Annotated in this window: 10 protein-coding genes; 7 read left to right on the top strand and 3 right to left on the bottom strand. The window is 61.1% G+C overall.

What is annotated here, in order from left to right; translation table 11 throughout:
• Positions 1-17 precede the first annotated feature (17 nt).
• The 5 genes from gshA to tauD all read left to right on the top strand — a co-directional run bounded on the left by gshA (position 18) and on the right by tauD (position 5,287).
• Positions 18-1,601 (top strand): glutamate--cysteine ligase, encoded by a 1,584-nt coding sequence (gshA, locus tag ACA069_RS01215; protein ID WP_489879661.1) that lies wholly within the window; start codon positions 18-20, stop codon positions 1,599-1,601.
• Between the two features lie 168 nt (positions 1,602-1,769).
• Positions 1,770-2,747 carry a taurine ABC transporter substrate-binding protein gene (gene tauA, locus ACA069_RS01210; protein WP_401387751.1) on the top strand — a complete coding sequence of 326 codons (978 nt, stop codon included), beginning with the start codon at positions 1,770-1,772 and terminating at the stop codon, positions 2,745-2,747.
• Between the two features lie 16 nt (positions 2,748-2,763).
• Entirely contained in the window at positions 2,764-3,558 is a 795-nt protein-coding gene (gene tauB / locus ACA069_RS01205) for a taurine ABC transporter ATP-binding subunit (protein WP_187679399.1), read from the top strand.
• Entirely contained in the window at positions 3,555-4,388 is an 834-nt protein-coding gene (gene tauC / locus ACA069_RS01200; RefSeq protein WP_187679398.1) for a taurine ABC transporter permease TauC, read from the top strand. Before tauB ends, tauC begins: the two co-directional genes overlap by 4 nt.
• Before the next feature lie 56 nt (positions 4,389-4,444).
• Entirely contained in the window at positions 4,445-5,287 is an 843-nt protein-coding gene (gene tauD / locus ACA069_RS01195; protein WP_497615972.1) for a taurine dioxygenase, read from the top strand.
• A 210-nt stretch (positions 5,288-5,497) separates the two neighbouring features.
• On the opposite strand, the gene mgrA is transcribed toward tauD, so the two are convergent.
• The 3 genes from mgrA to ACA069_RS01180 all read right to left on the bottom strand — a co-directional run bounded on the left by mgrA (position 5,498) and on the right by ACA069_RS01180 (position 10,147).
• Positions 5,498-6,535 carry an L-glyceraldehyde 3-phosphate reductase gene (mgrA, locus tag ACA069_RS01190; protein WP_187679396.1) on the bottom strand — a complete coding sequence of 346 codons (1,038 nt, stop codon included), beginning with the start codon at positions 6,533-6,535 and terminating at the stop codon, positions 5,498-5,500.
• 64 nt (positions 6,536-6,599) lie between these two features.
• Positions 6,600-7,919 carry an LLM class flavin-dependent oxidoreductase gene (locus ACA069_RS01185; RefSeq protein WP_497615971.1) on the bottom strand — a complete coding sequence of 440 codons (1,320 nt, stop codon included), beginning with the start codon at positions 7,917-7,919 and terminating at the stop codon, positions 6,600-6,602.
• Positions 7,920-7,921: 2 nt separating this feature from the next.
• Positions 7,922-10,147 (bottom strand): TonB-dependent receptor, encoded by a 2,226-nt coding sequence (locus tag ACA069_RS01180; protein ID WP_497615969.1) that lies wholly within the window; start codon positions 10,145-10,147, stop codon positions 7,922-7,924.
• Positions 10,148-10,352: 205 nt separating this feature from the next.
• On the opposite strand from ACA069_RS01180, the gene ACA069_RS01175 reads away from it, so the two are divergent.
• Both ACA069_RS01175 and ACA069_RS01170 read left to right on the top strand, forming a co-directional pair.
• A complete protein-coding gene (locus tag ACA069_RS01175; RefSeq protein ID WP_497615967.1) occupies positions 10,353-11,390 on the top strand; it encodes a LacI family DNA-binding transcriptional regulator in 1,038 nt (345 codons plus the stop codon).
• 113 nt (positions 11,391-11,503) lie between these two features.
• Positions 11,504-11,764 (top strand): hypothetical protein, encoded by a 261-nt coding sequence (locus ACA069_RS01170; RefSeq protein ID WP_497615965.1) that lies wholly within the window; start codon positions 11,504-11,506, stop codon positions 11,762-11,764.
• The last annotated feature ends 4 nt before the right edge of the window (positions 11,765-11,768 follow it).

Genomic DNA, 11,768 nt, shown 5'->3' with positions numbered 1-11,768 from the left:
GCGTGAAGGAATCCAAATTGAGCGAACTTCTCAACCGCCGCCTGGCTCTGCTCGGTGAGCGCGCCAACCTCTCTCTGCTCGAACAGTGCCTCCACGGTATCGAACGTGAATGCCTGCGCGTGACCAGCGAAGGTCGACTGGCGCAAACGCCGCACCCGGAAGCCTTGGGTTCCGCGCTGACCAACGAACAAATCACCACCGACTATTCCGAGTCGCTGCTGGAGTTCATCACGCCTGCCCTGCCCGACCCGGCGGACACGCTGGCGAGCCTGGACAAGATTCATCGTTTTGCCTACAGCAAACTCGGCAGCGAGTACCTGTGGAGCCCATCGATGCCGTGCCCGTTGCCGGCCGAGGAAGACATCCCGATCGCCTACTACGGCACGTCCAACATCGGTCAGCTCAAGTACGTCTACCGCAAAGGCCTGGCACTGCGTTACGGCAAGACCATGCAGTGCATCGCCGGGATTCACTACAACTTCTCCCTGCCGGAAAAGCTTTGGCCGCTGCTGAAAGAAGCCGAGGGTTTCGTCGGCACCGACCGGGATTTCCAGTCGTCGTCCTATATCGCGCTGATCCGCAATTTCCGTCGCTACAGCTGGCTGCTGATGTACCTGTTTGGTGCTTCGCCCGCGCTGGATGCCGGTTTCCTGCGCGGTCGTTCGCATCAGCTTGAACAGCTTGATCCGGACACCCTGTATCTGCCCTACGCCACCAGCCTGCGCATGAGCGACCTCGGTTACCAGAGCAACGCCCAGGCCGGCCTGACGCCGTGCTACAACGATCTGGCGAGCTACACCGACAGCTTGCGCAAAGCCGTGGCCACTCCGTACCCGCCGTACGTTGAGGTCGGCACGCACCAGGATGGCGAGTGGGTTCAGTTGAACACCAACATCCTGCAGATCGAAAACGAGTACTACTCCAACATCCGCCCGAAACGCGTGACGTACACCGGCGAGCGGCCGATTCAGGCGCTGGTGGCCCGCGGCATTCAATACGTCGAAGTACGTTGCCTGGACATCAACCCGTTCCTGCCAATGGGCATCGACCTCACCGAGTCGCGCTTCCTGGATGCGTTCCTGCTGTACTGCACGCTGAATGACAGCCCGCTGCTGACTAACACCAGTTGCGGCAACGCGACCGCGAACTTCCTCAGCGTGGTCAAGGAAGGTCGCCGTCCGGGCCTGCAATTGCAGCGCGACGGTCAGCCGGTCGAGCTGAAGGTTTGGGCGGCCGAGCTGTTGGAACAGATTGCGCCGCTGGCGGCGCTGCTGGATCAGAGCCATGGCGGCGATGCGCACAGCAAGGCGCTGGATACGCAGCTGGCCAAGGTCAAAGACCCGTCGCTGACACCGTCGGCGCAAGTGCTGGCAGCAATGGCTGAACACAAGGAAAGCTTCGCGCAGTTCTCCCTGCGTCAGAGCCAGGCGCATGCGGAGTTCTTCCGCAGCGAGCCTTTGAAGCCCGAAGAACAGGCGAAATTTGAGGAGGTGGCGCGTTCTTCTCTGGCGGCGCAGGCTGAGCTGGAGCAGAACGAAGTGGGCGATTTTGATGTGTTTGTCGGGTCGTATCAGGCGAGCATTCTCGCAATCAGCAACTAAGCGTCGCCTTGGATCGTTCCCAAGCAGAGCGTGGGAACGATCAATATCCGCCGAGCCTTAGATTTTTCCGCTCATAAGCTCATTCTAAAAAGTTATTTATTTTTGAATTCTTAGATCATTTAGTCTCCTATCTCGCCGACGCTCGGTCGCCTGATATGGAGCTCTTCAATGAAACTGAATTTCCCGCTTCGCCTGCTGGCCGTGGCCTCTCTGGCTGCCGCGAGCTTCCTGGCGCAGGCTGCCGACCTCACTGTCGCTTACCAGACCACCGTTGACCCGGCGAAAGTCGCCCAGGCTGACGGCGCTTATGAGAAAGCCACCAAAGCCGACATCAGCTGGCGCAAATTCGACAACGGTGCCGACATCATCGCGGCCATTGCCTCCGGTGACGTGCAGATCGGTTACCTCGGTTCGAGCCCGCTGACGGCGGCGATCACCCGCAAAGTCCCGGTGGAAACGTTCCTCATCGCCACCCAGATCGGCGCCGCCGAAGCGCTGGTTGCCCGCGACGGTTCCGGCATCAAGACCCCGCAAGATCTGATCGGCAAGAAAATCGCCGTGCCATTTGTGTCCACCGGTCACTACAGCCTGCTCGCCGCACTGAAGCACTGGAACATCGATCCGTCGAAAGTCACCGTGCTCAACCTCGCCCCGCCAGCGATCATTGCCGCATGGAAACGCGGTGATATCGACGCCACTTACGTGTGGGACCCAGCTCTGGGCGTAGCCAAGGAAAACGGCAAAGTGCTGATCACTTCCGGTGAACTGGCCAAGTTCGGCGCGCCGACTTTCGATGCGTGGATCGTGCGTAAAGACTTCGCCGAGAAGCACCCGGAAATCGTCACCGCGTTCGCCAAAGTCACCCTCGACGCTTACGCCGATTACCGTAAAGACCCGAAAGCCTGGCTCGCCAATCAATCCAACGTCGACAAACTGGTGAAGCTCTCCGGTGCCAAGGCCAGCGACATTCCATTGCTGCTGCAAGGCAACGTCTACCCGTTGGCGGCGGATCAGGTCAGCGACCTCGGCGCGCCAACCACCAAAGCCATCACCGACACCGCCGCGTTCCTCAAGGAACAGGGCAAGGTCGAAGCCGTTCTGCCGGACTACGCGCCGTACGTCAGCGCCAAATACATCACCAACTGATCGGGAGTTAATAGCGATGGCCTTGCTACAGCTGGAGCGCATCAGCGCACAGTACCCGGGCAGCCCGGAACCGGTGCTGGCGGATATCTCTCTGACCCTGGGGCCTCAGCAATTGCTGGTGGCCCTCGGCCCGTCCGGCAGTGGCAAGACTTCGCTGTTGAACCTGATTGCCGGTTTCGTCGAACCGAGTGCCGGGCGTATCACCCTCGACGGCGTGCCGGTCAAAGGCCCGAGCGCCGAACGCGGCGTGGTGTTCCAGGACGACGCCCTGTTGCCTTGGCAGGATGTGTTGGCCAACGTGGCTTTCGGTCTTGAACTGGCCGGTGTTGCCAAGCACAAACGCGAACAGCGCGCCCGCGAGATGCTCGCGCTGGTCGACCTCTCCGGTTTCGAGAACCGCCGCGTCTGGCAGCTTTCCGGCGGCCAGAAACAACGCGTCGGCCTCGCCCGCGCCCTCGCTGCCGACCCGCGCGTGTTGCTGATGGACGAACCCTTCGGCGCCCTCGACGCCTTCACCCGCGAACAGATGCAGGAGCTGTTGCTGCAAGTCTGGCAACGTACCGCCAAACCGGTTTTCCTGATTACCCACGACATTGAAGAAGCGGTTTTCCTCGCCACTGATTTGATTCTGCTCGCGCCGAATCCGGGGCAGATCGTCGAGCGTCTGCACCTGGATTTCGGCCAGCGTTACGCCGCCGGTGAGTCTGCTCGCGCGATCAAGTCCGACCCGCGTTTTATCGAAACCCGCGAACACGTGCTCAGCAAAGTGTTTTCGCAACGCAGCGCCGTACAACGGCAGGAGCGCGCATGAGCAGTTACGACGTTTCCGCCCCTGCGGTGAAAAGCTCTTCGGTGGCAATCCCGGTGCGCCGCCGCCTCAGCACGCGCTGGATCAGCCTGCTGACCTTGTTCGCCTTGCTGGTGATCTGGTGGGCGGTGACCGCCACTGGATTGATTGAGCCGCTGTTCCTGCCGCCGCCCTCCGCCGTGCTGCAAAAAGGCTGGTTGCTGGCGACTGCGGGTTATATGGACTCGACCCTGTGGCAGCACTTGGGCGCGAGCCTGAGTCGTATCGGCCTGGGCTTGGGTTTTGCGATTCTCACCGCCGTGCCGGTGGGCATCGCCATCGGCGCTAATCGCATCGCCCGTGGCGTGCTCGATCCGCTGATCGAGTTCTACCGCCCTATCCCACCGCTCGCCTATCTGCCGCTGATCGTGATCTGGTGCGGCATCGGTGAGTTGTCGAAAGTGCTGCTGATCTACCTGGCGATTTTCGCCCCGATTGCGATTGCCACCGCGACCGGCGTACGCACCGTCGACCCGGCGAAATTGCGTGCCGCGCAGTCGCTCGGCGCCACCCGCGCGCAGCTGATTCGTCATGTGATTTTGCCGAGCGCACTGCCGGACATTCTTACCGGTGTGCGCATTGGTCTGGGCGTCGGTTGGTCAACGCTGGTGGCTGCCGAACTGATCGCGGCCACCAGCGGCTTGGGCTTCATGGTGCAATCGGCCGCGCAATTTCTGGTCACCGATGTGGTGGTGCTGGGGATTCTGGTCATCGCCCTGATTGCCTTCGCCATGGAAATGGGCCTGCGCGCCCTGCAACGCAAACTGGTGCCGTGGCACGGCCAGGCGCACTGATTGTTCAGTACTGACTACCCCGACACATCGGGGCCCCGAAATTGAAGAGAACCACCATGAGCAGCCTGAATATCACCCCGTTAAGCTCGGCCCTCGGCGCACAGATCAGCGGCGTCGACATCAGCCAGCCGTTGAGCCTGGAACACCGCGACGACATCGAGCAGGCGCTGCTCAAGTACCAGGTGCTGTTCTTCCGCAATCAGCCGATCGAGCCGTCGCAACAGGCGCGCTTCGCTCATTATTTCGGCGATCTGCACATTCACCCGATCTACCCGAACGTGCCGGAACAACCGGAAGTGCTGATTCTGGATACCGCCGTTACCGACGTGCGCGACAACGCGATCTGGCACACGGACGTGACCTTCCTGCCGACGCCGGCGATGGGCGCGGTGCTCAGCGCCAAGTTGCTGCCGGAGTTTGGTGGCGACACTTTGTGGGCCAGCGGGATTGCTGCGTATGAGGCGCTTTCGGCGCCGATGAAAACGTTGCTTGAAGGACTGACCGCCACCCACGATTTCACTCGCTCGTTTCCGCTGGAGCGTTATGGCAACACACCTGAAGCGCTGGCACAGTGGGAAGAGGCACGGCGCAAGAATCCGCCGTTGTCGCACCCGGTGATTCGCACGCACCCGGTGAGCGGGCGGCGTTCATTGTTCGTCAACGAAGGCTTTACGTCGAAAATCAATGAGCTGTCGGAAACCGAGAGCGAGGCGATTCTGAAGCTCCTGTTCGCCCATGCGACGCGGCCGGAGTACACCATTCGCTGGCGCTGGCAGAAGGACGATATTGCGTTCTGGGATAACCGCGTGACGCAGCATTACGCGGTGGATGATTACCGCCCGGCGCGGCGGGTGATGCAGCGGGCTACGGTGTTGGGGGATGTGCCGTTTTTTCTTTGAGCCCTAAACAGCAAAAGCCCCTCACCCTAACCCTCTCCCAGAGGGAGAGGGGACTGACCGAGTAGTTTTGTCGCTATACATCGACCTGATATACCGAGTCGAACTCAGGCTTAAAAAGCATTAAGATCGGCTCCCTTTCCCCCCTCGCCCCCCCTGGGGGAGAGGGCTGGGGTGAGGGGGTAGGATCCGAATGACACACCCCGCTCGTGATCACTCCGCTGTCGAAGGCTTCTCCCAAAGATTGATCCCACCCTCCTGGGCAAACCCGTCAATCTCCGCCAATTCCTCAGCACTGAAGCTCAAATTCTTCAACGCACCGACGTTCTCGATAATCTGCTCCGGCCGGCTCGCGCCGATCAGGGCCGAGGTCACGCGCGGATCACGCAGCGTCCACGCCAGCGCCAGTTGCGCCAGGCTCTGGCCGCGACGTTTGGCGATCTCGTTCAACGCGCGCACGTGGGCGATGTTGGCATCGGACAAGTGCGAAGCCTGCAACGAACCACCGCCCGGACGATTGACCCGCGCATCCGCCGGCACGCCGTTGAGGTATTTGTCGGTCAGCAGACCTTGCGCCAATGGCGTGAAGGCGATGACGCCGGTGCCGAGTTCATCGGTGGTATCGAGCAGATCCTTTTCCACCCAACGATTGAGCAGGTTGTACGCCGGTTGGTGAATCAGCAGCGGCACTTTCCATTCTTTGAGCAGCGCGGCGATCTCGCGGGTTTTCACCCCGGAATACGAGGAGATGCCGATGTACAACGCCTTGCCCTGCTGCACCGCCGTGGCGAGGGCGCTGGCGGTTTCTTCCAGCGGAGTGTCCGGGTCGAAGCGGTGCGAATAGAAGATATCCACATAGTCCAGACCGAGGCGTTGCAGGCTCTGGTCGAGGCTGGCCAGCACGTATTTGCGCGAGCCGCCGCCTTGGCCGTAAGGGCCGGGCCACATGTCCCAACCGGCCTTGCTGGAGATGATCAGTTCGTCGCGATATTGCTTGAAGTCCTCGCGCAGCAGGCGACCGAAGTTGATTTCGGCACTGCCGTACGGAGGGCCGTAGTTGTTGGCCAGGTCGAAGTGGTTGATCCCCAGGTCGAACGCGGTGCGCAGCAAGGCGCGCTGGGTCTCGATCGGCGTGCTGTCGCCGAAGTTATGCCACAGCCCCAACGACAGCGCCGGCAGCACCAGACCGCTGCGGCCGACGCGGCGGTATGGGATGGAGTCGTAGCGGTTTTCGGCAGCGGTGTAAGTCATCGAATCCTCTCTTGTCTGTTTTGAAATGGGTGTCGACTGCTTCGCGAGCCTGCTCGCAAGGGTGTTACACAAATCTATTGCCGGGTCGGACAAGGCCTAGATTCTGGCGCAACGTCCGGCCCTCGTACTCAGTTCTGAACAGACCACGCCGTTGCAGTTCCGGCACCACGCCATTGGCGAAGTCTTCGAGCCCGCCAGGCAGATGCGGTACCAGCACATTGAAACCGTCCGCCGCGCCCTGTTCGAACCATTCCTGCAAACGGTCGGCAATCTGTTCAGGCGTGCCCACCACACTGTAATGCCCTCGCCCACCGGCAATCTTGCGGCCCAGTTCAACGAGCGTCAGGTTCTCCCGGCCTGCCAGTTCGGTCAGCAGTTTTTGCCGACTCTGCTGACCACTGTCGGTGAGCGGCAGCTCCGGCAGCGGCCCGTCCAGCGGGTACTTCGACAAATCGAAGTTGCCCAGCATACGCCCAAGCAAGGCGACGCCAACTGCGGGTTCGACTAATTGCTGAAACGTTTCACATTTTTCCTGCGCTTCGGCTTCCGTCTGCCCGACAACCACGAAAACCCCGGGCATGATTTTCAGCGAATCCGCGCTGCGTCCGTACTTGCTCAAGCGTCCCTTGAGATCGCTGTAAAACGCCTGAGCGCTGGCCAGTGAAGTTTGCGCGGTGAATACCACCTCAGCGGTTTGCGCCGCCAGTTCGCGGCCGGTCTCGGATGAACCGGCCTGGACGATCACCGGTTGTCCCTGCGGCGAACGCGCGACATTCAGCGGACCTTTGACCCGAAAGTGTTCACCGACATGATCCAGCACATGCAGTTTGCTCGGGTCGTAATACTCACCGCTGGCCTTGTCGCGGTGAAAGGCATCGTCCGCCCAACTGTCCCAGAGCCCGGTGACCACCTGATGAAACTCGCGGGCACGGCTGTAGCGTTCGGCATGGCCTATGTGTTCATCACGGCCGAAATTCAATGCTTCGGCGGCGTTGTCGGAGGTCACCAGATTCCACCCCGCGCGCCCGCCCGACAGGTGATCAAGTGAGGCGAATTTGCGCGCAACGTGATACGGCTCGTTGTAACTGGTGGTGGCGGTGGCGATCAGGCCGATGTGCTCGGTCACGGCACTGAGAGCCGAGAGCAAGGTGAGCGGTTCGAAGTGATCAGACCTTGCCATGCGGCTGGCAATGTCCTGGGTCGGCGCAGCGACGCTGTCAGCAACGAACAGCGTATCGAACTTCGCCGCCTCGGCAATCTGCGCGAGCCGTTTGTAATGGGCGAAATCCAGCCCGGCGTTGGCCGGCACTTCCGGATGACGCCACGCGGCGACATGGTGCCCAGTGGCCATGAGAAATGCACCGAGTTTCAGCTGTCTGCTCATTTTTAGAAGTCCTTGCGCAGTTGCACGCCGAAGTAGCGTTCGTCATCCCGTGGCACGGCGCGATAGATGTAGTTGCCGCCGCTGGCCAGCAGTGGCGAATAGGACTTGTCGGTAAGGTTCTTGCCCAGCAAGGCCACGCGCCAGCCGTTGGTGTAATCGGCCAGGGCGACGCTGGCGTTCCAGAGGCCGTAGGCGCCTTGCTTGGTGTCGGCGTTCTGGCTGATGTCGTACTGCACTTCGCTCTGCCAGCTGTAGTCAGCCCCGAGTTCGATATCCAGGCCGTTGTCGAGCGGGATGGTGTAGTCGGCGCGCACGTAGCTTTTCCAGTCCGGGCTGAACGGCAGCGGTTTGCCGTTGACGTTGCACGATGCCGCCGCGCCGGCCGGGCAGGCGAATTCGTCGATGCGTGCGCGGGTGTAGGCCAGTGCGCCGGAGAATTTCAATTGCTGGCTCGCCTGCAAGGCGTAATCGAGTTCGACGCCTTCTGTGCTGACGCTGCCGGCGTTGATCAGGCGGGTCACCACTTGCCCGGCGACGGTGTCGAAAAAATTGGCCTGGTAGTTGTCGTAGTCGCTGTGGAAAACCGCGAGGTTGGTGGTCAGGCGATTGTTCCACGACGTGGCTTTGATCCCCGCCTCCCAAGTGTTGGAGGTTTCCGGTTTCAGCGCTTCGGTGTCGCGCGGCTGCATGTTGAAGAACACGTTGTAGGCCGGGCCTTTGTAGCCGCGCGAGTAGGTCAGATACGTGGTGACCGCGTCGCTCAAGTCGTACTGCACGCCGAGTCGACCGGACCAGCCGTCCTCGTCCACCGAGCCGGAACTGCTGGTCGCCGGTTGAATGCCGCTGACGGTGGTCGCCGAGGTGGAGACGCGTCGGTGATCGTATTCCAGATCATCGTGGGTGTAGCGCAGGCCGGCGATACCGCGAAAGTCCGGGGTGAAGTTCAACGTCGCTTCACCGAATGCCGCGTAGCTGTCGCTGGTGGTGCTGTAGTCGGCAACGCCTCGGTCGGTGCGCGTGGTGGTGGTCAGTGTGCGCTGATAGGTTTCGTCGTCTTTGCCGTGCATGTAAAACAGGCCGCCGACGTATTCGAGGAATTCGCCTTTCGGCGAGGCCAGGCGCAGCTCCTGGGAGTATTGGTCGAAGGCCAGATCGCCCTTGTCCGCTGTGCCGGGGAACGCCGCAGTCACCGTGCCGAGTCGGTCGCCATCCTGATACTGGGTGTTGTTCCAGCCACGCCATGCGGTAATCGACGTCAGGGTGTAATCGCCCAGTTGCCAGTCGAGCTGGCCGGACAAACCTTTGTTGATGTCCTCGACGTGGCTGCGGGTGTCGGTATTGATGTCGCGGTTGTGGCTGGTGGCATTGACCGGGCTCAACGCATTAGCGAAGGCCGGGGTCAGGGATTTGCCCACCACGCCATTCGGACCGTCATCGTGGGACTGCATGTAATCGGCGATCAGGGTGAAGGTGACGTCATCGTTAGGGGTGAATTCGAGTTTGCCGCGCACGCCGCGATGGTTGTAGCCGTTAACCTCCTGACCGTTGTATTGGTTGTCGACGTTGCCGTCGTAGCTGCCGAACAAGGTGCTGATCGAGCCCTTGAGCGTGTCCGGAATCAGGCTGCCGCCAATGCCGAAGCGGGTGCGGCTCTCATTGCCGCTGTAGTACGACTGATCGATGTAGCCGTGGGTCTCGGTGGTCGGCGCCTTGCTGGTGATGTTGAGCACACCGGCCGAGGCGTTCTTGCCGAACAGCGTGCCTTGCGGGCCGCGCAAGACTTCGACGCGCTCCAGATCCAGCAGGTCGAGCGTGGACTGGCCGGGACGTGCATACACCACGCCGTCGATCACCGTGGCCACGGTCGGCTCGACGCCGGGCGAGGTGGAAATCGTGCCGACGCCCCGCACGAACAGTGAGGTGTCCTTGTTCGATGCACCGGTACGGAAATTCAGCGACGGCACTTGCTGGACGATGCTCGCCACGCCGTTGCGGTTGTCGCGTTCAAGCTGTTCGCCGTCGATCACCGACACCGCCACCGGCACCTTTTGCAGCGATTCTTCGCGGCGGGTGGCGGTGACCGTCACGGACTTGAGTGTCGGCTCCTGACCAGTGCTCTCAGCCGCGAAAGCATCGGCCAGCGGCAACGCCGCCAGCCCCGTGAACAGCCAGCACGCAGCGCGAATCGATTGCGCCAGTTTGTGTGTCGCCCCAGGAATGTTGTGCATGTTTGCCCGCTCGAAAATGGCCCTGAACCGCTGCCGTTCTGCGACGACAGCGCCTGTATCGGTGTCTTGGGCATTCGCTCGAGCGAGTAGCAGACACTGCGCTTTGTTAGCGCTAACATCGCCAGTATTGGCAATCCTCGCATAGAGCGTCCAATACTGAAAAATTACTTTTATATGCGTTTTGGTTTTTAAGAAGGATCGCGCCATGAACGAAGAAAAGCCCCGCAAACGCCGTGGCGCCGGACGCGTGACCCTGAGTGCGGTTGCGCGAGAGGCTGGCGTTTCAGCGATCACCGTGTCGCGTTACTTCAATCAGCCGGAGCAAGTCTCGCCGGAGCGCCGCGAGCGGATTGCTGCGGTGGTGGCCGAGTTGGGTTATGTGCCGAATCTGGTGGCCGGTGGTTTGGCTTCGGCGCGAGGGAAAATCGTTGGCATGGTGATTCCGAACATCTCCGGGCCGATCTTCGCCAACACCATTCAGGGCTTCAGCGATACGCTTAGCCGTCACGGTTATCAGCTGCTGCTGGCGTCGAGTTACTTCAGCACCGAACTGGAAGAAAACGCCGTGCGAGCGTTTCTTGGCTGGTCGCCGGGAGCACTGGTGCTGACCAGTCATTTCCACAGCGCTGGCACGGAAAAGATGATTGCCGAGGCGGAGATTCCGGTGATTGAAACCTGGGATTACCAGCCGGAACGCCAGCCGATGCAGATCGGTTTTTCGCATTTTGAAGTGGGTGTCAGCGCCGCTCGATATCTGTACGACAAAGGGTATCGACGTATCGCTTTCGTACAGAACAGCGCGCCCGGCGACCTCAGTGCGCTGGAACGCCGCGACGGTTATGCCGCGACTGTGCGCGAGTTCGGACTGCAACCATGGGTGTTCGCTCCGGACGCTGATCGCGCGCCGTTCGAAGCCGGCAAACAGGCAATGGAAGCCTTGATGAACGCCCATTCCCGCCCCGACGCAATCATCTTCGCCAACGACAACCTCGCCGCCGGCGGCCTGCTGGCGGGCCAACGTGCCGGCATTAAAATCCCCGAAGACTGCGCCATTCTCGGCTTCGGTGATTACCCATTTGCCGAGATGCTGTTGCCGAGCCTGAGCACCATCAAACCACCGGCGCTGGAGATCGGTGTGCTTGCCGCGACGCGGGTATTGGAAAGCCTTGGAGTGTTGCCGAGCGATTACGTGCAGCGGCTGAATCTGCTGCAATGCACAGTCATCGAACGCGAAAGCAGCTGACGAATATGGCGGGGGCGGAATTGGCTATGCTCTAAAGAACTCCGAGGTGGCCCCTTCGCGGGCTTGCCCGCGAAGGCGGCGGATCAAGCACCACATATCCCGAAGGCAAGTCTATGCACACCACCATCATCATCTTCTTCGGCCTGGTTCTGCTGACCCTGATGCTCTACATCGGCGAGCGCATCGGCTTCAGTCGCCAGACGATGGCGTACAGCTTCGCCGTGCTATGGCTGGCGCTGACGGTGATTAACGGCGCGGTGGGCGTGGTGCATGCCGGCCAGTCCATGGGGTCGGAACTGGTAATCGGCAGTGCGGTATTTGGCGTGCCGCTGGCGGCGATGGTGTTGTACATGGTGCTGAGCGCCGAGTCCTGAACAG

Source organism: Pseudomonas sp. LBUM1652, assembly GCF_059716105.1.
This window is presented reverse-complemented; position numbering and strand designations above follow the sequence as displayed.

Coding starts and splice junctions, on each gene's coding strand:
- tauA (WP_401387751.1), top strand. CDS start 1,770: ATGAAACTGAATTTCCCGCTTCGCCTGCTGGCCGTGGCCTCTCTGGCT.
- tauB (WP_187679399.1), top strand. CDS start 2,764: ATGGCCTTGCTACAGCTGGAGCGCATCAGCGCACAGTACCCGGGCAGC.
- tauC (WP_187679398.1), top strand. CDS start 3,555: ATGAGCAGTTACGACGTTTCCGCCCCTGCGGTGAAAAGCTCTTCGGTG.
- tauD (WP_497615972.1), top strand. CDS start 4,445: ATGAGCAGCCTGAATATCACCCCGTTAAGCTCGGCCCTCGGCGCACAG.
- mgrA (WP_187679396.1), bottom strand. CDS start 6,535: ATGACTTACACCGCTGCCGAAAACCGCTACGACTCCATCCCATACCGC.
- ACA069_RS01185 (WP_497615971.1), bottom strand. CDS start 7,919: ATGAGCAGACAGCTGAAACTCGGTGCATTTCTCATGGCCACTGGGCAC.
- ACA069_RS01180 (WP_497615969.1), bottom strand. CDS start 10,147: ATGCACAACATTCCTGGGGCGACACACAAACTGGCGCAATCGATTCGC.
- ACA069_RS01175 (WP_497615967.1), top strand. CDS start 10,353: ATGAACGAAGAAAAGCCCCGCAAACGCCGTGGCGCCGGACGCGTGACC.
- ACA069_RS01170 (WP_497615965.1), top strand. CDS start 11,504: ATGCACACCACCATCATCATCTTCTTCGGCCTGGTTCTGCTGACCCTG.